At 35.5% G+C, this 21,347-nt stretch carries 20 protein-coding genes; all 20 read right to left on the bottom strand.

Annotation, left to right across the window (positions count from 1 at the left end; all coding sequences use genetic code 11):
• Nucleotides 1–4: 4 nt before the first annotated feature.
• Entirely contained in the window at nt 5–1,162 is a 1,158-nt protein-coding gene (locus PQ479_RS13915) for a nucleotidyltransferase domain-containing protein (RefSeq protein WP_047989743.1), read from the bottom strand.
• A gap of 9 nt (nt 1,163–1,171) precedes the next feature.
• Nucleotides 1,172–1,624 carry a lasso peptide biosynthesis B2 protein gene (locus PQ479_RS13920; protein ID WP_047989744.1) on the bottom strand — a complete coding sequence of 151 codons (453 nt, stop codon included), beginning with the start codon at nt 1,622–1,624 and terminating at the stop codon, nt 1,172–1,174.
• Nucleotides 1,625–1,661: 37 nt separating this feature from the next.
• The gene (locus PQ479_RS13925; protein WP_047989745.1) at nt 1,662–1,949 is read right to left on the bottom strand and encodes a lasso peptide biosynthesis PqqD family chaperone; all 288 of its coding nucleotides are present in this window, start codon (nt 1,947–1,949) and stop codon (nt 1,662–1,664) included.
• Entirely contained in the window at nt 1,946–2,863 is a 918-nt protein-coding gene (locus PQ479_RS13930) for an aldolase (RefSeq protein ID WP_047989746.1), read from the bottom strand. The genes PQ479_RS13925 and PQ479_RS13930 overlap by 4 nt, the downstream gene beginning before the upstream one ends.
• A gap of 329 nt (nt 2,864–3,192) precedes the next feature.
• The gene (locus tag PQ479_RS13935; RefSeq protein ID WP_273717044.1) at nt 3,193–3,333 is read right to left on the bottom strand and encodes a paeninodin family lasso peptide; all 141 of its coding nucleotides are present in this window, start codon (nt 3,331–3,333) and stop codon (nt 3,193–3,195) included.
• 5 nt (nt 3,334–3,338) lie between these two features.
• Nucleotides 3,339–5,270, bottom strand: coding sequence for an asparagine synthase-related protein (locus tag PQ479_RS13940; RefSeq protein WP_047989747.1), 1,932 nt, complete (start codon nt 5,268–5,270; stop codon nt 3,339–3,341).
• A gap of 32 nt (nt 5,271–5,302) precedes the next feature.
• The gene (locus PQ479_RS13945) at nt 5,303–6,115 is read right to left on the bottom strand and encodes a glycosyltransferase family 2 protein (protein ID WP_047989748.1); all 813 of its coding nucleotides are present in this window, start codon (nt 6,113–6,115) and stop codon (nt 5,303–5,305) included.
• On the bottom strand, nt 6,108–7,283 hold the full coding sequence (locus PQ479_RS13950; protein ID WP_047989749.1) for a glycosyltransferase: 1,176 nt from the start codon (nt 7,281–7,283) through the stop codon (nt 6,108–6,110). Before PQ479_RS13950 ends, PQ479_RS13945 begins: the two co-directional genes overlap by 8 nt.
• A 42-nt stretch (nt 7,284–7,325) precedes the next feature.
• Nucleotides 7,326–9,104, bottom strand: coding sequence for an ABC transporter ATP-binding protein (locus tag PQ479_RS13955; RefSeq protein ID WP_047989750.1), 1,779 nt, complete (start codon nt 9,102–9,104; stop codon nt 7,326–7,328).
• A 117-nt stretch (nt 9,105–9,221) separates the two neighbouring features.
• Nucleotides 9,222–10,397 (bottom strand): glycoside hydrolase family 88 protein, encoded by a 1,176-nt coding sequence (locus tag PQ479_RS13960; protein WP_047989751.1) that lies wholly within the window; start codon nt 10,395–10,397, stop codon nt 9,222–9,224.
• Between the two features lie 13 nt (nt 10,398–10,410).
• Nucleotides 10,411–11,598 carry a glycosyltransferase gene (locus PQ479_RS13965; protein WP_047989752.1) on the bottom strand — a complete coding sequence of 396 codons (1,188 nt, stop codon included), beginning with the start codon at nt 11,596–11,598 and terminating at the stop codon, nt 10,411–10,413.
• 3 nt (nt 11,599–11,601) lie between these two features.
• Entirely contained in the window at nt 11,602–12,768 is a 1,167-nt protein-coding gene (locus tag PQ479_RS13970) for a polysaccharide pyruvyl transferase family protein (protein WP_047989753.1), read from the bottom strand.
• Between the two features lie 14 nt (nt 12,769–12,782).
• Nucleotides 12,783–13,835, bottom strand: coding sequence for a glycosyltransferase (locus tag PQ479_RS13975; protein ID WP_273717045.1), 1,053 nt, complete (start codon nt 13,833–13,835; stop codon nt 12,783–12,785).
• Complete coding sequence (locus PQ479_RS13980) at nt 13,820–15,055, bottom strand: glycosyltransferase (RefSeq protein ID WP_047989755.1); 1,236 nt, start codon at nt 15,053–15,055, stop codon at nt 13,820–13,822. The genes PQ479_RS13975 and PQ479_RS13980 overlap by 16 nt, the downstream gene beginning before the upstream one ends.
• Nucleotides 15,052–15,804 carry a glycosyltransferase family 32 protein gene (locus tag PQ479_RS13985; protein WP_047989756.1) on the bottom strand — a complete coding sequence of 251 codons (753 nt, stop codon included), beginning with the start codon at nt 15,802–15,804 and terminating at the stop codon, nt 15,052–15,054. Before PQ479_RS13985 ends, PQ479_RS13980 begins: the two co-directional genes overlap by 4 nt.
• On the bottom strand, nt 15,797–16,927 hold the full coding sequence (locus PQ479_RS13990) for a DegT/DnrJ/EryC1/StrS family aminotransferase (RefSeq protein WP_420535552.1): 1,131 nt from the start codon (nt 16,925–16,927) through the stop codon (nt 15,797–15,799). The genes PQ479_RS13985 and PQ479_RS13990 overlap by 8 nt, the downstream gene beginning before the upstream one ends.
• 28 nt (nt 16,928–16,955) lie before the next feature.
• Complete coding sequence (locus PQ479_RS13995; protein WP_047989757.1) at nt 16,956–17,612, bottom strand: acetyltransferase; 657 nt, start codon at nt 17,610–17,612, stop codon at nt 16,956–16,958.
• The gene (locus PQ479_RS14000) at nt 17,609–18,232 is read right to left on the bottom strand and encodes a sugar transferase (RefSeq protein ID WP_047989758.1); all 624 of its coding nucleotides are present in this window, start codon (nt 18,230–18,232) and stop codon (nt 17,609–17,611) included. Before PQ479_RS14000 ends, PQ479_RS13995 begins: the two co-directional genes overlap by 4 nt.
• A 38-nt stretch (nt 18,233–18,270) precedes the next feature.
• Nucleotides 18,271–19,356, bottom strand: a complete 1,086-nt coding sequence (locus tag PQ479_RS14005) for an EpsG family protein (RefSeq protein WP_047989759.1) — start codon at nt 19,354–19,356, stop codon at nt 18,271–18,273.
• A gap of 62 nt (nt 19,357–19,418) precedes the next feature.
• Nucleotides 19,419–21,266, bottom strand: a complete 1,848-nt coding sequence (locus tag PQ479_RS14010; protein ID WP_047989760.1) for a polysaccharide biosynthesis protein — start codon at nt 21,264–21,266, stop codon at nt 19,419–19,421.
• Nucleotides 21,267–21,347: the final 81 nt, after the last annotated feature.

Consider the following 21,347-nt stretch of genomic DNA (forward strand, 5'->3'; position numbering starts at 1 on the left):
CCCCCTACGTGACGGCAACCTTTCTCGATTTACGCCATATCCATAAAAACGGTCTTAAAGGAAAATATAAAAAATGCAATCGAACTGGTAAAGGTAAAGTTTGTGCATCTTCTGGAAATGGATGTAACGTACTTAAAGCAAACAATGAAAGCTGCTTAAAAGACATGAGTCTCACCAAATATCTTTTATGATAATTGGCCACTTCTATAGCTAGCGGTTTAGTATGTAACTGTACTCTATTCTCAAGATAAAAAAGAGCTTCTTGTGCTAACCTAAGTGCCTTCCGACTGATAAAAGGATTCATTTCTTCTCGAAGCTTCATATCTAATAGATGAGATAATAAGATGAGAACTTGACCGCAAAGATGTGGACTACTATAAACCTGAAAAAGCTTATAAAGAAGGGACCAATCCAAATCTTGTTCGCTTAAATAATACATATCTGTTAACCACCGTAGCCTCGACCAACCATGTCTAGCCCCATGGGCTGTTAAAAATAGAAACAAGTCCTCTCTTCCTAAATAATAGACAGCGGTTCCTGTTATTTTATCTACTCTTCTTCTCTCCCATAACACATCAAAAGTAGGCTCTTTCCCCGGGCCAGGATGCATGCGCCAATGTACTTCTACTTTGATTTTTTTTATAGGATGATAATAAGTAACATGGTGATGCCGCCAACGCCAATCATTTAATACCGTTTCAATATAATCATCTTTTTCATAACCAAGATTTATTAGGAGTGATTCTGCATATTCTAATTGATTTAATGGAATGAGAAGATCGATATCACTGCATGTTCTTAACGACAAATCACCATAAAGCTCTTCTGCTAATATCGGACCTTTTAGAAAAAGCGTTTGAATCTGCACCTCAAAAAACAGTTCATGAATCCCACTCATTTCTGCACGTAGGCGAAGCATTTGAAAAATGTTATGTTTATAATCAGAATAAAGGGATTGTCTCACAAAATCAGGAATCATATGTTCGAGTTGCTTCACCTTCGAATAAAGCAATGGATATACCCGGTGATGTTGAGTATGTATAAGAAATTCTTCCCAATCAACCTCTTCGTAACTATCGCTCTTTTTATCACAAATCAAATCTAAGATGAAAAGTAATTCTTTAGAAATCGAATTTTTATCAAGCGTGAGTTCCATTTTCATCCCTCCTCACTATGCAATCGGACTTATCTCTTTCGAAAATTTAGCGATGACCGTAAATTGATCTTTTCCTTCTGCTCCAGAAATGTAAAATGAACCACTTCTTAACCAAGCATGTGCAACAAGTGAACCTTTTTCATCCTTACCTGTAGCTAAATAAAGCGTACTTTCAATTTGTCTTCTTTCAAGCATTTTCATAGCAGCAAGGGCTTTTACTAAACACTCACTTTCCCAAAACGTGTAGGAACTCATTATATGAATTGCCCATGAAATGTCCCTACAAATCCCTTTTTGTTCTACATTTACATGAACTGTGGTTTCCCCTATTCTCATCTCCATCGTCTTTACAAGCTTTTGAAAAGGAATGAGCTTCTTCATCCTTGCCCAGCCTAAATAGTAATAGGCTTCTATTAATAACAGCTTCATTGAGCGTTCTAGAGCTATAAAATGTTTTAGCTTACTCATCACCTACCCCCATTTCAAATTGTAGTATCTCCTAACTTTATTTCACTTCAATCAAGTTTTGCTCCTTCAATTCGTCCAGAAACCCCTGCACCTCTTCTGAACATTTTGAAAGCGATATCTCATATCTATTAACTAATTTCTCTACTAAACTCTCTAATGTTAAAGGTCTCTCTAACAGGTCCCAAATTTCGCCACCTATTTCTCCCAAATTATAATACTTACCATTTTCTATACTCAGCATCACTTTCTCTCCATCCATATTTGAGACAATCGTTCCTTGTACTTGCTGATAAACGACGTTACTTTTCATGACGTTATCATTCATGTCACTACTACCTCCTTATTTGTACGTATTAAGATATACTCTGTAAGTTCTTCTACCGTAAATGCTGATAATGGTCTGTGCAAAGAGTACATCTTTATATGTTGAGCAATCTGTGTCATCGTCTGAAAATGCCAACTTGTTAACTGTAGTTCTTGCAAAAGAAAATGTCGGTACGTATGAGTATATAAAATAGATAGCTTCTCCAACCGTTGTACCTTTTTCACTTGTAATTCCCCTACTTCTGATTTCACTAGTTCGAAAACAGCTGCTAAAGGTAGGGGCTCTTCTTTAAATTGTTCTCTTACCGGAACTGCAAATTTTGACTCTCTTTGCACAATCGGTCTGAGTCCATGATTAGATTTACCTAATTTCTCCAAGCTTTCTTGCCATAATTTTTGCTGAGGATACGCTGGAATAACAACTGGATGGCCTTGTTCGTTAAAGGTAATTGGCGACACATCATCACTCAAAAGCTGACAACCGTTTGCCAATAAGTTTGTTGCTAATGTTGATTTCCCTACGCCTGAATGACCTATAATTGCGTATGCTTTCCCATTAATAGCGAGTGTGCTTCCATGTAAAGGAAGTATCTTTCTTTGTAATAATAAAGCACCCATACAGGTTCCTAAGATATAGAGTCTGAGATGCTCTTCTGACACTCCTTTAAATGGTGAAACCTTCATTTCATTTCCATTTTTTATACAGAACAAGGCTACCTTCGGGATTTTAAAAAAGATAAAATTCGGTCTAACAATAAAGTATTCACCCTTCTGGTATTGCTTATTCCATTCATCCTCCATATTCTCTAGTTTTATTTCAACATCTGGCTGTTGGGTTCTTCCGATACTTATTAACTCAGATAGACACATTTCACTAGCAATTTTCAACCCAAATGCTTGGTAGTTAAAGGTCATGGTTAAACTCTGGGACCCCCTTCAATTAACATATAAGTAGTTAAATTTGTTCTTTATTAAGAACTTTTCATCCGAAAAAATAACCTCCATTATACAAATCAATAAATGTGGAGATTTGGCTAACGATCTGTTCTTATATTTATTTTATTCTTAATAACGAACAATGTCAACGATAAAAAAGCCCTCATTTTTAGTAAATAAGGGCTGAACAATAACTTTCACATATGAATCCATTTTGTATAAAAGTTAGTGCGAACATGGAGTTTCACTCGTCGCTCCCGAAAATTATGCTTCGCTCCCTACGGGGTGGCGCTTGTGGGTTTTGTATATTAGCTCGGTGTAAAACGAGGGTCTTCTGACCACTCTCCAGGTACATATGCCTCATCTGTAAAAGGACCATTAGTTGTTTGTGCCATGGTTAAGGAAATATCTAGCATTTCTAATGTAGGTTTCACCCATTCATTTTTCAACGTACTCACCTCCTTTCCAATTGTTTTAAAAAGCGATGAACAATAATGCTTCTCATCACTATCTTGCTATGAGGGTCTAAGATAAAATTTGGTTTAACATTTCCTTTTAACGTCGGTAGAATTTCTTTGATTAATTCGTTATTTAAATAGAGAGAACTAATTGGGTCTGTGAGCATCTCCTCCAGTTCATTAATAAGAAAATCCCACTGATTTTTCATTCTATGAACCCAATCTGCACCCTGCACACCTTTTATACGTTGATTCAACCTTACTTGATCAGGCAATAAATCTTTGGTAGCTCTTCTAATTAGAGAACGTTCATAACCATTCTGGACGTATTGACTTTCAGGTAATGATAAACAAAATCTAATGACCCTCAAGTCATTCGTAGGGTCACGTTTCCATAATGAATGCTGCAGCGATAGCTTAGTTGATACCGTGTTGGTAGCATTCCAATGAAATAGATCTTCAAAGTGATGTTCTCTCTCTTTATAGATGTTATTTAAACGAAACCAGCCAGATTGATCAAAACCATAACTTCTCAATTTCTCGTAAACTTTTGTTCTCTTTGCAAATCCTGGATGAATCAAAGGATAAGGACTCACCTTATTCGCCGATAATTTTGGTAGACTTTTTTTGATTATTTTTGGTAAAAGCCGATAACGAGGTCCTCCTGTACGTTGACTAAAATGGTTTAATTCTGTGTTTAACTTGCACCATTTTAACCTTTTAAATAACGTAACATAATACTCAAGAGCACTTCCCCAAGAAACACTTAGATTTCCCCGTCCTCCTGTTAATAAAATGCCCACCCCTTGCTGATCAGCCTTTTCAAAAATCCCTTTCATCCAGAATGAATTCTCAAAGAATTTATAAGGCATTTCCATCATTTCTAAAAATGAGTCGATTTCAGAGTAAGAATCCCTTCCGTCAAAATCAAGAAAATGCTCTTGAATGCCCCCTATATACTGTAATGTTGATTGGATATAAGGCGTTTCATTGGTCATGATGTTTCTCGGTGTAAAATCCTCAAAGTCCTTTGATGGTATATAGCTAAAAGTATGTAAGCTTCTATCTTGTTTCGTTAATTGCTTTTGAGCGTATGCGGCAACTGAACCAGAATCAAGGCCACCACTTAATTGGGCACCCACTTTTTTATTTGTTCTCAATCGTGCAGTGACAGCTTGTTGGTAGACCTCCTGAAATGCTTCGACATACTCATCATTCTTTTTAAAAATCATTTTCTTATCTTTTCCCAAATGACAATACCTTGTCAACTTCGTTTGATTTCTTTCAACTGTTAGACTATGAGAGGGTGGTATTTGTTGAATGTTCACATAAGGAGTAGATTGAGTATCTACCACATCTACCATCCCTGCAATCGCTAAATATTCAGCAAGCCACTGTTCGTTTAGCTGCTTTTTAATGTATGGTAGCTTAAAAAGAGGTTGAATCAATGTACTAAATACAAAACGCTCAGAAGCTCGAAAATAATATAATGTGCGTCCACCGGAAAAATCCCTTGCTCCAAACAACTTTTTTTTGTTTTCATCCCATATCATAAAGACAAAGTCACCGATTAAATACTTGGGACATTCTTCCTCCCATTTGTCATAAGCCATTAATATGATTTGGCTATCAGGAATTCGTTTTCTATGACTTTTACTAATACGGAATAAGTCTAGGAGCTCTTCCCGATTGTCGATTATCGCATCCACCACAATAATCCGCTTACGTTCACGATCATAAAAAGGTAATACTTCACCAATTGATTCCGGTGTTAACCATTGTGCATGACAACCGAAAAACAACCCATTATGATATAATTGTTGAACGTCATTTGCCGGAAATGAACTGAAATGTTTCATGATCGCGTACCCCATTTCTTTCAAGACAGGCTCTTGATTGAAATGAATAATCCCTGCAATCGCACTCATACTGCTCCCCTTTCAAAACTAAGAATCCCGATTCAAACTTGATTATATTTAAACTTACGTATATATTTATACATTTGCACAGGAACTAACCCAACTATTAAAGGTCGCATGGCATAAAAGTAAGTGTGAAGTGGTAACTTTAACATCTTGTATCCTACTAATCTTACATAGGACTCTCTTAACCTCATTGAGTATTTTCTTCTTTTGATTGCGTCTCGATCATCTCTAACTTCGTATAAAATCTCCTGCAAATTGTAGCCTCTAGAACCGTTTGCGTACATTTTAAACCAAAGATGATAATCCTCGACTCGTAACGTCTTTTTAGTCACATCGTAACCGTCCACCTTTAAAATAGCTTGCCTACGAAACATTGATGGTGCATGGCAAAAAGGCGTTTGTGGGATAAAGTCAAAAGCGTTTGGCCGTTCTTGTAACTGTATGTGCCCCCAAAAACCATGATCATCAAAAAAATTCATTCCCGTACTAACAATGTCAAATTGCTGATGATTATCTAAAAAGTCAACTTCCTTCTCTAATCGTTCTTGTCTTGACCTGTCATCCCCATCCTGTCTTGCAATATATTCACCTTTAGCCTTTTTTAAACAAGCATTTAAACAATGAGCTAGCCCCTTATTTTGCTTATGATGAAGTACATGAATATTTTCATACCTTTTTGCAAAGGAAGAGGCAATTTTAAAGGTTTCATCTGTTGAGCCATCATCGCACATTATTAACTCCCAATCTTGAAAGGTTTGATCAAACAACGAATAAATGGCTTCTTCTAACGTCAAAGAACAATTATATATGCCCATAATAATCGATACTTTCGGCTTCGCTCTACCCATATTCAACCTCTTTTCCTAACCTAGATTCAGCGATTAAGCGATTTCTATCACTTAAAATGTGTTGCAAGAAAGTTTGTTGCTCAAAATGTTGTTGAACAAACGGGATAGCAGCTAAGCTCATTTGTTCTCTTAACGAAGGATTTAACATACGTTTCATTCCGTGCTCTAAGTCTTGAATATTTCCTTTCTCCACAATGATTCCGGTTACTCCTTCTTTCATCGCATCTGTTGGTCCTGGAATATTTGTCACGATTACAGGAACTCCCATTGCCCCTGCCTCAATCACTACTGTTCCAAAACCTTCTCGATAACTAGGTAAAACAAATACATCTAGGGCCGCATAATACTTTTCTATTTCATCCGTATAATCACAAAAGATAATTGCTTCATTCGCAATTGACTTCTTCATTAATTCTGAGTCCAAATTCGTCTGCTCTTTAGGTCCAACAATCAATAATTTTATGTGGCTATTTTTTTCAGATAGTTGATTAAATGCTGTTAATAATTCGGTAATCCCTTTATCTCTATGGAGACGACCAAAAAAGCCAAATACAATATCTGAATCTTTGATCTTGTACTTGGCTCTTATTTCCTTATTCCATAACTTCTTTTTCAAGAAATTAAAACGTGTAAAATCAACTCCGTTGGCACTCCCGTTCCAAATCGTTCGACTTTTGTTAGCTGAATATAACTTCTCTTGATGACTAAACTGAAGGTTCCCATAACTATCTGGCTCTACTACCGTAGATAGAATACAAACTAACTTTTCAATCCCTTTAAACAAGCCTCTTCGTATGCCTTTGAATCCTACATATCGTATCCCCCATTGACAATACAATCTGACAGGTACTGAATTTAACCAACTAGCAACAGAGGCATAAAGAGCTGCATTTGGTGTTGAATATTGCACCATATCAAATCGCTCTTTATGGAAAAAGAGTGACAGAGCATAGATACTATGTATAACACCGAAACTAGCCATTCCTCTTTTCATCGTAATTGGATAATATCGTATGTTTGCGGGGAGATCCTTATTTAAACTCACATCGCGGTCACACACAACCGTCACATCATACCCATGGCTAGTAAGAAAGGTTAGCTGCTCAATTAAAAAGCATCGAATTGTTATAGAAGTAGTCGTGATGATACATATTTTTTTCCTACCCATCATTAATCACCTGCTTCATTTTTTATTACACAATGCTATTCCTTATGATGTTTGCATCTCAGCTTCATTGTGAGTAGTTGACTGCAGTCTTCCATTCTTTATCTTAAACACAACATCACAGTTCTCAATCGTACTTAAACGATGGGCAATAATGATTAACGTTTTTTCACCTTTCAATTGATCAATTGATTTCATAATTCCTTGTTCTGTTTCATTATCTAATGCTGACGTAGCTTCATCCATGAACAAAATTTCAGGATCATGATATAGTGCCCTTGCAATTCCAATTCTTTGTCTTTGCCCACCAGACAACCTTACCCCTCTTTCACCAACCGATGTATCTAATTGTTCGGGCAAACCTTCAACAAATTCCTTCAATTGTGCCTGTTCTAAAGCTCTCCATACTTCTTGGTCGTCAATACAGTCTGTGTTCATACCAAAAGCAATATTATGGCGAATACTATCATCAGATAAAAAAATCGTTTGTGGAATGTAACCGATATTCTGCTGCCATGATTTCTTAATTTTCTCAAGTGGATGGTGATCGATGAGCAACTTCCCTTTGCCAGGTTCTAAGACGCCTAGTATAATGTCGACAAGCGTTGTTTTTCCAGCTCCAGACTCCCCGACAAAAGCTACTGATTGACCGATAGGTATTCTTAATGAAACATCTTTTATTGAATATTCTTGTTGATTAGGATATTTGAAAGAGATATCGATTAATTGAATAGATTTCTTAAAAATGGGTCCTCCCTTCTCAAGGACCAATTCATCAACCGTTTCATGCTCTTCCACTCGTTCACTAATACTAGAACTTATATCTTCATAAATAACCGTTAATGCAGGTAAACTATAACGTATCGTTGTGATCATATTGATCATCCGGTTAATAGATGGCATTAACCGAAAAGCAGCCATCGCAAAAAGTGCCAAGATAGACACTGCTTCAGCAGTATTGGTTCCTTGAAACAGGATCATCGCTATCATTAACAATACGATACTTACTAATAACGTTTCTATAAAAAGCCTCGGAACTTGCTCTAGCATTTTCATATACTTATTATTCCTAGCTTGTATCTTGCTATGACTACTATATGAATTGATAAAAAAATCTTCATTACCTGAGACCTTTAACTCTTTACTTGCACCTAAACCTTGGTTTACCCACCTAATCATCATGCCACCAACACGTTGCTGCTCTTTTCCTAAATCACTAATTTTGCCTTTAAATACCCTAAAAAACAGAAAGATACTGAGACCTAACAGCAAAGTAGCCGCCAAAGTGATATAAGGTGCTGTGTAAATAAGTAAAGCTACTATGCAAATTACAACAAACACCTCAGTTAATAAATGAAACACTGATAAAATAATGCCTTGAAATACTTTCGGTATTTCGCCATTTACATTTCTAAGTAAATCGGCTGTATTTCGTTGCAAGTGAAAGGTATAGGGTTTTCTTAAATAGGTGGCAAATAAGGTTCTTGCTAATTTAATCTGTTGATTAAAAATTACTTTGTATTGAATATGGAAAAAGAAAAGTAAATAGATGTTTTTCAGTACAAAAATAGAAAAAAGGATAGCAACTAGAAATAGAACGAAGCTGCCTTCTGTTTGAAATTGAAATGACTGGTAAAAGAACGACAGTATTTTATTCGATTCAATCATTCCTGGATTAGTAATAACCCCAACAAAGGGAACAATCAAACCTATACCAATTGTTTCCAATAATGCGGCAACTATCATCATTAAAAAGATGATTAAGAACTTCTTTTTATCACCTTTATTGAGGATATTTAGTAATCTCTTAATATGAATGCTCAATTTAGCCACACCTTTTTTTTATTTTTACAAAAATAAAACTGGTTACGGTACCCGCTAACAATGAATGGAAAATTGTTAGTACTAATATCTGTATGCTCTTTTTTAGTATCGTTTTTCTCAGCTCTTATTTCTTATAAAATAAGCTCTTAACGTAAAGCCCTGTGTAAAAGGCATTATATTAAATAATTGAGAATAAACGCCTATATCCTTCGTATCCCCTTGTGAAAAGTCAACTTCTCCATTTTTTTTCGTGACGGTTCTTAAATAACTCAGTGCTTTATTAGCGGCAAGATTATGATTCGGTTGAACAGGCGAATTTACTTTTGAACAATTCAATAAAAACCACGCCATAACAGCGGTGACCGATGAATCTGCTCTTACTTCTTTCCTTGTCATTAACCAAGTCCAGCTACCATTGTCCTGTTGTGTCTGTAAAGCACTTTCAGCTAATCGCTCTATTCTTTCCCCTAAATACGCTTTATGCATATGGGATTGTGGCAATTCAAGCCAAGCGTCCATTAAACCAATCACATACCAAGCCATTCCTCTTCCCCAGCCGTATAATCCAATTGGTATTTTATTGGACACATGATACGCATGACATGGAATATACAGACTTTGCATCATGCCATATAGATCAAATTCCTTGATTTGCGTTATCGCTAAATCGACACACTCTGCTTTCTTAAAATGCACTCCGTAAGCGACCAAAAAAGGACATATAAAACCAATTGTGTCTACGTATCTGTAGTCCATCATTGATTTTCTATACCCTACTGTCCCATCTCTTCCAATGTGTTCTTGAATAAGTTCCCATATATAATCAAATGCTTTTTGATACTTCTCCACCTTAATGAAGTTAATTTTCATTACTGCATAGGCTAATATTGCCGCATCTACATGTTGAGGCTTCTTCACCCACTGACCCTCACTATCAAACGTTTTGTTTACATATTCATTAATTTTTGTTTGCACCTCTTGATTATTATTAAATTCTAAATAACTTGAAAGTCCAAATAAAAGAGCTGCCTCTTGCCAGTGCTGTATCGTCGCCTTAGAATAATTCCCTTTCAAAATATCCAAGATAACGAAGCGGGTTTGATCAGTAACCTTCATTTTAGGCGTATGTGTTAACCATTTAACAGCTATTGCTTTAGCTGCTACCATCCACTGATTTTCATTATGAAATCTTCCAATATGGATTCTGCTTAACCAATCTCTAAAAATAGGCAGGACATCCGTGAGAATAACCGCTATTCCCAATATCACTAGTAGAAAAACGATGTAAGTCATTTCCGTTCCCTTTCTACCCTACATGAACTAAATCATATAATTTATTTATTTCAGCTTCTGTTCCTAATGACTCACTAGATAACTGCTTAATGAATTGATTTTTTAGGGCTTCATTATGAAAGACATTGTGTATTCCCTCTGCTATTGCGTTTGGGCTCATACCGACGATGTAGCCATTTATTTTATGCTGTATTTGGTCTTGAACTGTACTGAAATTCGTGACAATGATTGGCTTTCTTAAGATTTTTGCTTCATCTATCGCAATCGACTTCCCTTCAAACCGCGAAGTTTGCACATACAAATCGGCCTCTTCCATGTAAGGGTATGGATTTTCTTTTACCCCAAGTAAAATAAAGTGGTCTTGCAGATTTTTTTCTGCGATTAATTGTTCTAACTTTTCCCTTTCTTCCCCTTCACCGATAACATACCACTTTACTTTCATTCCTTTATGAACTAGTTGTTCACATGCTAAAATGGCTAGCTCATAACCTTTTTGATAAGCTAACCTTCCTATTGATATAATCGTTAAGTCTTTTTTAATTATTTCCACTTTATTTCTTGCTAATTTCCTTAGAACCGCTGGAGATATAATATTATACATAACTTTCACTTTATCTTGCTCACTAGGAAAAACACGTTTTAAAACAGTGGCACATTTTTCAGAAACCGTCACAATTGAATGTAACTTCTCAAAATAAAGCTGATCAAAATTCTCATCCATTCCTAATTTTTGATAATCATTATGAATAAAACCTATTTTTGTATTCGCTTTTACTTTCTCAACCGCGTAGTAAATAGGACTTTTCTCTAAATAACCAATCACCGCGTCATACTCTTTTTCTAATGGACGAATATTAGCACCTATATGTTTCCAAACCCGTTGCTCACATATCGCTTTATTTGATTCTGTTTTATAAATAAAGCCGGCCATCACTCTAGCTAATGCTAATCTAAACCGCTTTTCTTTGAGACATTTCTTTATCGTCGGAAAAAAACGGCCATCAAAATAATGATACACGGATGGCCCCTCCACTAGATTCACCTGAGCTGGCACACTTGATAAGAACATCCCTTCTTGTTTAAAGAGAAGAAGATCGACTTCAAACCTGTCATAATCAATCATTTCAAACAATGAAATAAGTGCCTTTTCTGCTCCACCACAATGTAAATTATTCATGACAAATAAGAGTTTCTTTTTCATACCTTACCCTCCATGAATTAATTGTTCTAAATAATCAACCGCCTGTAAAGACAACTTCTTTATTTCTGGTATTCTCACTTCTAATTGCTGTTTAATATCGTGTTCTTGTTGATAGAGTTCATTAAAGCTCCCTTTTAACTTTGTTGAATTGGATATATCTGCTAGATTTAAAACGAATTTCTCTTCACCAAATAAATCTTTGGCAATTCCTTTTGATTTAACACTATATCCAAGTACAAGCGTAGGTACAAAATTTGAGTATGCTGCGATTGTTGCATGTGTTCTTGCTCCAATAAAAAAACGCATTCTAGCAATATATCCTTTATACTGTGTGGCATTTAATTGGTCAGATAGCAATAAAATTCTTTTAGAATATTTATAATCTCGGTAAAATTCTTCTAGGACTTCATAATCGTTGTTATTCTCTTGAATGACGTGCGGGGTAAGAGCAATCGTCATGGTTGTAGTATCTAAAATATGTTCTATTAAATCTTTAACTGCTTGTTTAGACTCGGGATTTTTATTTAATACAAGTGGACTGAAATTAAGCCCTACTGTATTTCCCTCTTGCCAACCAGATGGTAATGGCATTTCTTCTTTTTCCATTGTAAATGCTGGATCTGCACATAATTTGACATTCGTTAATCCATGTTTTTGTAGTGTATTGTAGGTGAGCGACTCTCTTGCCAGGATTAGATCAAATTGCTTGAGGTCGTCAAGCTTCCTACTTGAAAGGTCCTCTTCCCCAATCGAACATGCCCACAGAACTAACTTCTTTCCTTTCTCTTTGACTCTTCTATCAATCTCATACCAGCCTGGTTGTTCGCCATAACAATAATTATCTCCCCCTATTGATAGGAATACATCCATTTCATCGATATATTTAATGGTATTGTGCTCAATTTTTCTTAATGCGTAAGTTTCATCTTTAAACAACTTTACATACATCCATGACATTGCCCATTGTAACGAATATTTTCTTATTGGTATTTTTGCTCCATCATAAATTGCATCCAAATGAGTATGTAATTGATCTGATTCAGGTTTTTCAGAAACTAAATATGTTTTAGCTCCTTGTATCTTTTGTTTAATGATTTGATTAGACGAACGAACTATTGCTTCACAGCCTCGATTTAAACTACTATGATGTGCAAACATCATCACCTTCATACGGTTTCCTCCATCTATTTCTTATTTCTGAACCTACTGTAAAGAGTTAGTCCATACAAACCATAAATAAACCTATATTTGACTAAAAAAAACATAACCTTCTCATAACTATTTAGTTCCTTAAATTGGCGACGATAATAAAAAGGCAACGAATCTCGCACACGCCTATCCGAGATCATTGCCTGAATCCATTTATATCTTTTTGAAAAATGAGTCTTTGTAGATGGCGCAAAATAAATATGAATGAAAGACATCACACTGTTTACTAGTTTGATAGATTTTAATTCCTTAATACGCTCTTCGCCTAATTCTAACTTGATAAATAAAGGCAATTCTTCATTAAAAACCTCAAGCGCTCGATGAAAGTAATTGACACGATGACTATTCCTTGTCGCACTACCAACCACTTCACGATAATGGTAACCTACATAATCGATGTAACGTACGCTTTGTGCATATTCTAGAAATTGCATATTAAATAAACCATCCTCACCTAAAGCTACTTTTTTAGGAAAAGTCAGATTTTGTTCCTTTATAATCGCCGCTCGGTACAATTTATTACATACTGAATTAAGCTGCTCACTATAAATAAAATAAGGTAGCATATGCTTATTGATATAGGCTTTATCCAGATTTTTATTCATAGGAAAAGGATAACTGGTAATGACAGGATATCCATCTATCTGACTTTCAAGATTAGAGATAATAGCATCAGATTGTTCTCTAATCACCTCTTTATATAAATTTTTATACATATCTGCTTCAATATAGTCATCGGCATCAACAAACCCTATGTAATCACCTTTAGCCACAGCTAAACCTGCATTCCTCGCCTCACTTACACCCTTATTTTTTTGATGAATAAGCTTAACCCTTTTATCGAATTTTCTAAATTCCTCTAATATAGCTGAACTACCGTCTGTTGATCCATCATTAATAAAGATAAATTCACATTCTCGAAGTTGTTGGTTGAATAAAGAATTGATACAAAAAGTTAGATACTTTTCTGCATTATAAACGGGGATAATAATACTAACCTTGGGATGCATCCTTAAATCACTTCCCACTTTCTTTCCTTTAGTACATGCTCTTCCTCATTAAAAAGCTTATATAACTTGATTAACTCTTCATTATTATGATAGTTTTTTCGGCGACAATTTCTTTCTAAATTATGGCGAGTTCTCTCATCTGTGTATACTTTTTCAATCATACTTGCTATATCTTTAACATTCAATTCACAAATGATTCCGTCATCACCATCTGAAACTTGACTTCTGGCCGTAGAATAATTGGTAACAATGACTGCTTTCCCTAGTATTTGTGCTTCACTTACTGTAACAGCTTTGCCTTCATATCTAGACGGCTGAATATACATATTTCCAGCTGCTATGAATGGGTATGGATTGATTTGTTTGCCTAATAAAATAAAACAATCTTCTAATTGAGCCTGAGCAATTAACTCTTTTAGCTCTGCTTCGATAGCTCCATAACCAACTACATACCAAACTAGCTCTGTATACCCTTTACTTTTTAGTATCTTCATCGCCTCGATAGCTTGATCGATCCCCTTTGGATAGGATAACCTCGCAACCGTGATCATTTTAAATCGTTGGTCCTCTATCATCGGATTCTCTACCTTTTCTATCGCCATTCGTTGAATAAAATCCGGCGAAAGAATATTCTCAACAACGACAACATTACGGCTTAATCCCTTATATTTCGTTAAAAAGGATGAGCGACAATTCTCCGATACCGCTACAATATGGTCAAAATGGGTCCAGATTTTTTCATCCATTTTCACATGAGTATCAATCGAAGAGTAATCAGTATGAATCCAAGCCAATTTCTTTTTTGCCTTTACTTTTTTGGCAACAAAATCGTGTGGCCATAAATAGCTTATAGCAATATCATACTCTTTTGTCACTTTCGGTAAAAATGGAATGGAATAACGCCACATTAACTGCATTTGGAAATACCCCGGCTCAGAAGTCCGCTTTAAGTGCCCACGCAAAAAAGCCAACCCTTTTGCTACTAGCCTCGGTACACTTAATAACCATTGTTTGTCTCGGACCATTTCTAAAATCGACTTTCTAAAAGTCGCATACTTATGATGTTCTTTCAGCAATGTAACATTTTCAGGTAAATATTCAATGAAATCCCCTGTATGACTAAATAACAATAAGTCTACTTGATAAGAGTTGTAGTCAAAATGGGTAAGCATGTTAATAAGGCTTCTTTCGACTCCTCCGACTTCAAGATCATAAGAGGTAATAAGGATCTTTTTCATTTTAATTCTCCTCGAGACATAAATTTCCGTATTCTGAAAATATTATCTCCTCCAATAATGGCAGCCGTTGCTCTTTTCAAATGACCCTTTACTTTATCTCTCGTTGGTAACCAACCTTTATGAAAATGATGAATGGTAAACGAGCTGTCATTCATTAGATTTCTACAATTAATATAATCATAGGGTGAGAAAGTAGGCTGCGGGTAAAAAGCACCGAGTTGTTTAATTTCCTGAAACAAACCATTCCTTTTTAGACCCTTTTTTTCTAATAATTCAGTAACAATTTTTACATTCGTTAGTTGCTCAAAGCTTCCATCTTCCTTTATAAATTTCTTCTTATTATAAGATTCTAAGAACTCCTCTATTAATGGATGACCCTTCACAGCCCCAATCGTACTTGTAGCAATGTAATCACCTTGTTCAAACCCCCAAAACGATTGATGTTTTAAAAGCTCATCAAAGGGTTTAAGTACTTCTACGTCTGTATCTAAATAAATACCTCCTTCATGATATAAAGCATGAACTCTTACAAAGTCACTAACAAAAGCATACATTTCTGCTGCATAAGCTTCTTCTACATAAGAGTTACATGATACATCAAAATTTTGTTCATTCCATTCCTTCACTTCATAATGTGGAAGGTGACGATTCCAACTTTTTATACACTTTTCTACAATGGGTGGTTTCTCCTTACCACCAAACCAACAATAATGAATGACTTTTGGTATAGCTTCAACTCTTTTATCCATATAACGTCAATCCTTTAATTTCTATAGCATTGTGGATACAGTGAATCACTCTTTCTTGCTCTTCTTCACTTAAATTTGATCCCGATGGTAAGCAAATACCAGTCATAAATAGTTGCTCACATACATTCTCTCTATCACTATGAGCATAATATTGATTTTTAATAAAAAGCGGCTGTAAGTGTAATGGTTTCCAAACGGGTCTTGCTTCAATATTTTCACTGTTCAATGCTTGGAGCAATATTTCTGAACTTATTCCTAATTGACTTTCATCAATTGTAAACGCCGTCAACCATCTCGTCGATTGCATATAATCTGGTTCAGGCATAAATTCAAGTCCAGGAAGATGGCTTAATTGCTCGTAGTATCTGGAAAAAACCTTTCTTCTTGCCGCGACTCTGTCTTTCAAAAAGGGTAGCTGTGCTCTACCAATTCCAGCTAGTATATTACTGAGCCTATAATTATAGCCTAATTCACTATGTTGATAAAAAATAGCCTTATCCCTCGCCTGAGCTGCTAAGAAACGTGCTTTTTGAATAAAGTGATTCTGGTCGGAAACAAGCATACCGCCCCCCGAAGTTGTTATAATCTTATTACCATTAAAAGAATAGATGCCAAATTGCCCAAATGTGCCACTCGCCCTTCCTTTATAAAAAGCTCCTAATGATTCTGCTGCATCTTCAATAATTGGCACACCGTATGCTTGGCATAAAGCCATAATTTCGTCCATCTTGGCACTTTGCCCATATAAATTAACAACAACAACTGCTTTTGGCATGACACCCTCTGAAGACGCATCTAGGAATGCCCTCTCTAATGCTCGTGGAGACATATTCCAAGTCTCTGGTTCCGAATCAATAAAAACTGGCTCAGCCCCCTGATAGAGGATTGGATTCGCACTCGCAACAAATGTTAAACTCGAACAAAAGACTTTATCTCCCTTGCCAATATTTAATAAAGAAAGAGCCAAATGAATGGCTGCTGTTCCGGAACTCAAAGCAACGGCTCCATTAACTCCCATATAATGAGCAATTTCTTTTTCAAACTCATCTACATTCGGGCCAAGTGGAGCAATCCAATTTGAATCAAAAGCTTCTTTTATATACTGGAATTCGTTTCCACTCATGTGTGGGGGAGAAAGGAATATTCTTTGATTATTCACGATATTCGACAATATTCTTCCCTTCTTTCATTTTTACTTTTGCCGGAATTCCAACCGCTGTACACTGTGCTGGAATATGTTTCGTTACCGTTGCACCTGCACCTATAACTGACCATTCGCCGACCTTTAAACCAGGAATGACAATGGCTCCCGCTCCTACATGTACCCCTTGCTCCACTAGTACAGAACCAGTTAATGTCGCATTTGGTGAAATATGAACAAAATCATGGATCTGAACATCATGTTCAATGACAGAACTTGTATTAATGATACTATGGTTACCAATTTGACTATTTGCGTTAACGACAGCATAAGGCATGATGACTGTTCCAAATCCAATTTGTGCACTTGGACTTATACAAGCAGTAGCGTGAATAATCGAAACATACGCTTCATTTTCAAATGCTAACCTCTGAAAAATCCATTTTCTTAATTGGTTTTGCCCAATAGCTATAATAAATTTAATTTCGTCTATTAACCCAACAAGTTGAATAGCTGAATCTATTGCTCCCTGGTACACCCCTTCTTTTTTCACTAACCCTTTATATTGATCATCCAAATAACCAATGACTTCCAATTCATTATTTGTCTCTATTAAATCCTGAATGACCTTACTATGGCCTCCCTGACCGATAATCACTACTTTCACTGCTCACCACCGCCACCTATTTTAGAGTTTGCTTGAGTACCTCTAAACCGTTCCATTGTGAGAGTCTTTGATTGGTTCACACCTTCTGTTTTAAAAACTTTATAGAGAGTCAACAAAATAATTTTTAAGTCCAATAGAAACGTGCGATTATCTACGTACCAAACATCAAGTTCAAATTTCTCCTCCCATGTAATCGTATTTCGTCCATTTACTTGGGCCCATCCGGTAATGCCAGGTCTAACATTATGTCGTTTTTTTTGTGTTTCAGAATATAATGGTAGATAGTCAACTAACAATGGTCTTGGACCGACTAAGCTTAACTCGCCTTTCATTACATTTAATAACTGAGGAAGCTCATCAAGGCTATACTTGCGCAGTAACTTTCCTAAGCTTGTCATTCTTAAATGATCATCTACAATATGACCATCCTTTCCTACTGCATTGTTCATGGTTCGAAATTTATATAATACAAATAACTCCCCATCTAACCCTGGTCGTAATTGTTTAAAAATGACTGGTTTCCCCAGTTTAAAACGAATAGAATAATAGATTAGTAAGTAAAGTGGTAGCAAGACGATAAATAATGTAAGAGAAATAAGACAATCAAATATTCTTTTCATAGGAATCTCCCTTTACTAAAAAACTACCGTAACTTTGTTTACCTAAATAATAGTGAAAGAAAGTCACTTCTATAACGAATATTTAATGAAACTACATGTTCTTGATAAAAGAAGAACAAATAACAAAGGACAATGATAAAGTAAATCAGTTTCTGATCTTTCTCTTTAAATATTTTTACAATCCAAGCTAATAATATTAATTGATATAAGCCAAAGTAAATGTTTAACCGTGCAAATATCCAATTCTGTGAAGCAATAATCATAAACACTACATTTAATAAGCACAAATTGACGATATAATCACTATTAGGAAACAACTCTCTTAACCTGTGCCTTCCCAAGTAAGCTAAAACTAAAGGGGCGGAATAGACGGCAACTCTCGCCAAATTGGCTCCTCCTTCTGAAAAATCCGCATACCCAGCATATTGACTATCTTCTATAACAGCAAATAATAAATCCGAAAATTGATTATACGCAAATACACATAAAATGGCTAAACCTAAAAGGACAAAAGTAACCTTTGTCCAAGCTTTTCTACGCACCAAAAAGTAAATAGGAATTAAAAGAAGTGCACTTTGATGAATAGTAGCCGCTATTAAAACAACGATGGTGAACCCCTTCCAATTACCGTCAAATATGAACTTTGTTGCTGCAAAGATGATTGCTGCTGCAAGGAACTGTCTTATCCCATTCATTGAAACTAAAAATAAGCCACTAGTTATGTAAACATAGAGGCTTAATTCAAAAACTCTTGCATATTTATAAAGAACCCAAACAATTAGACCATTCGTAATAAGAGCTGTCATAAAAATCATAAGCTGAGCGTCTTCTGAAAAGTTTCTTAAAAACAATTGAAAAATACCAAACCCGATATCTTTGCCACTTACTATAAATTCCCAACTCCAATCACTTTGCTCATAGAGTTCTCTATAAACGTACGTATCACCTATGTTTTGACGAAGTCCAGAAACTAATACTAAGGAAAGGAAGGCCAGCAAGGCAAAAAATATATTAGGTTTAACCGGAACTGGTCTATAAATATTGGCTAGCAGTGGTTTGGACAGATATCTTGCCATCCAAGCACAAATTGATACAATCGTTAAATTCATCCATAGAATAGCCATATTTTAGTATTGAAAAACCTCCCTTTCGACTTAACATTCAAGCTCTCATTCCTACAAATCTATTATCCTGGTATCGGCAATGCCTTGTTATTTATTACTTGTTTTTCATGAATAAACTCTACTTTTTTATTGGCTAATTGGACAACTCTATCAATTAATACCTGTTTATCAAGTATCATAAAGTCTAACAGAAGCTCATCAATATCTTCTATAAATAATTGTGATGATTTACCGAGATAAATTTTCGTAAATATTTGGTCTTCATTCACTTCGTTTTCATTAAGTAATTCTTCAAATAGCTTTTCCCCTGGCCGTTTTCCACTAAAGCTTATTCCGATTTCATCGACGGAATATCCAGATAAAGTAATGATATTTTTGGCCAAATCAACAATCTTAACTGGTTCACCCATATCTAGCACAAATATCTCACCACCACTAGCTAAACCTCCAGCTTGTAATACTAACCTTGATGCCTCTTTTATCGTCATAAAATAACGCTCCATATCAGGATGTGTTACAGTAAGCGGCCCTCCCATGTTTAACTGCTTTTTAAATAAAGGAATGACACTTCCCCTACTCCCTAATACATTTCCAAATCGTACCGCGATAAATTTCGTCTCACTTTGCCTATCCAAATCTTGAATAATCATTTCTGCTAACCTTTTCGTTGCTCCCATAACACTTGTAGGATTTACTGCTTTATCAGTAGATAACATCACAAATGTATGAACTTGATGCCAATGTGCGGCATTTGCTATATTCTTAGTTCCTAATAGATTATTTTTAATCGCTTGCTCTGGATTTCGTTCCATCAATGGTACATGTTTATGAGCAGCCGCGTGATACACAACATGAGGTTTATATTTTTCCATAATGTGAAACATACTCTCTTTATCTTGGATATCAGCAATTTCAGTGTGAAATATAATCGAAGTATCTCGATACGATTCAAGTAATTCCATTTCGATCGAATAAATACTATTTTCTCCATGTCCTAAAAGGATTAACTTCTTGGGTAAGAACTGTGATACTTGACGACAAATTTCAGATCCTATTGAGCCACCTGCCCCCGTCACAAGTACCACTTTATTTGTAATATAATCTGAAATACTCTCCATATCTAACTGGACTTGCTCCCTACCAAGTAGGTCTTCCACATTCACATCTCGGAAGTTCGTCACCGAGACTTTACCTGTTATTACATCCTCTAGCAGAGGAAGAATTTTGGTTTTAGCTTTTGTTTGAGCACATCGATAGTAAATCTCCTTTAATTGCTTATGATGCAGAGAAGGAATCGCAATAATAATATGAGCGATATCATATGCTCTGACCGTTTCTTCAATCTGTTTCATGCCACCCAATACAGGCACTCCATAGATATCAAGATTCTGTTTTTTAGGATCATCATCAAGAAAAGCTACGACTTGTAACTCAGTTTCTTGATTACCTTGAAGTTGCCTTGCAACCATCGTACCAGCTGATCCAGCCCCTATTATTAGCGTCCGTTCCTTTGCTATATCCCTTTTTATCTTACTGTTTTGAACGATTCGAATAAAAAACCTAGAACCTCCAATAAAGAAGACTTGAAGTATCGTCATACAAATAATGAATCTAAATTGAATCATTTCAAATAATAGTAGTTGCATAAAAGCTGCAAAAGAATTAGCATAGATGACTAACTTCATAATACTTACAAGATCATCAATGCTAACGTATTCCCAAGCTTTTTTATACAACTTATATCGTACTGAAAAAATATAATAACAAATAAATAAAGAAAGTAAGGTTATGATTAATACAGGGCTTATTGATGGTAACGTTGCAAACACAAGTAAATAACTCGAAACACTTGTAAATATAATCATAAGTGAATCAATTAAAACTAAAGTAACTAATCTCTTACGGTACATTTTTTACCTCCATTCTGTCATTTTTTAAGGGTTATTTATTATAGTTAATCATAGGATAGTTCTTCACCATTCCATGGTTAA

The organism is Alkalihalobacillus pseudalcaliphilus (assembly GCF_028610675.1).
Lineage (GTDB): Bacteria > Bacillota > Bacilli > Bacillales > Bacillaceae_D > Alkalihalobacillus > Alkalihalobacillus pseudalcaliphilus.

What these genes read in the sequence shown, in the direction of transcription:
- PQ479_RS14000 (WP_047989758.1), bottom strand. Translation starts at nt 18,232, where the DNA reads ATGAAAAGAATATTTGATTGTCTTATTTCTCTTACATTATTTATCGTC.
- PQ479_RS13960 (WP_047989751.1), bottom strand. Translation starts at nt 10,397, where the DNA reads ATGACTTACATCGTTTTTCTACTAGTGATATTGGGAATAGCGGTTATT.
- PQ479_RS13945 (WP_047989748.1), bottom strand. Translation starts at nt 6,115, where the DNA reads ATGGGTAGAGCGAAGCCGAAAGTATCGATTATTATGGGCATATATAAT.
- PQ479_RS13950 (WP_047989749.1), bottom strand. Translation starts at nt 7,283, where the DNA reads ATGGGTAGGAAAAAAATATGTATCATCACGACTACTTCTATAACAATT.
- PQ479_RS13965 (WP_047989752.1), bottom strand. Translation starts at nt 11,598, where the DNA reads ATGAAAAAGAAACTCTTATTTGTCATGAATAATTTACATTGTGGTGGA.
- PQ479_RS13925 (WP_047989745.1), bottom strand. Translation starts at nt 1,949, where the DNA reads ATGAATGATAACGTCATGAAAAGTAACGTCGTTTATCAGCAAGTACAA.
- PQ479_RS13920 (WP_047989744.1), bottom strand. Translation starts at nt 1,624, where the DNA reads ATGAGTAAGCTAAAACATTTTATAGCTCTAGAACGCTCAATGAAGCTG.
- PQ479_RS14005 (WP_047989759.1), bottom strand. Translation starts at nt 19,356, where the DNA reads ATGGCTATTCTATGGATGAATTTAACGATTGTATCAATTTGTGCTTGG.
- PQ479_RS13930 (WP_047989746.1), bottom strand. Translation starts at nt 2,863, where the DNA reads ATGACCTTTAACTACCAAGCATTTGGGTTGAAAATTGCTAGTGAAATG.
- PQ479_RS13940 (WP_047989747.1), bottom strand. Translation starts at nt 5,270, where the DNA reads ATGAGTGCGATTGCAGGGATTATTCATTTCAATCAAGAGCCTGTCTTG.
- PQ479_RS13970 (WP_047989753.1), bottom strand. Translation starts at nt 12,768, where the DNA reads ATGAAGGTGATGATGTTTGCACATCATAGTAGTTTAAATCGAGGCTGT.
- PQ479_RS13990 (WP_420535552.1), bottom strand. Translation starts at nt 16,927, where the DNA reads ATGAGTGGAAACGAATTCCAGTATATAAAAGAAGCTTTTGATTCAAAT.
- PQ479_RS13980 (WP_047989755.1), bottom strand. Translation starts at nt 15,055, where the DNA reads ATGAAAAAGATCCTTATTACCTCTTATGATCTTGAAGTCGGAGGAGTC.
- PQ479_RS13915 (WP_047989743.1), bottom strand. Translation starts at nt 1,162, where the DNA reads ATGAAAATGGAACTCACGCTTGATAAAAATTCGATTTCTAAAGAATTA.
- PQ479_RS14010 (WP_047989760.1), bottom strand. Translation starts at nt 21,266, where the DNA reads ATGTACCGTAAGAGATTAGTTACTTTAGTTTTAATTGATTCACTTATG.
- PQ479_RS13985 (WP_047989756.1), bottom strand. Translation starts at nt 15,804, where the DNA reads ATGGATAAAAGAGTTGAAGCTATACCAAAAGTCATTCATTATTGTTGG.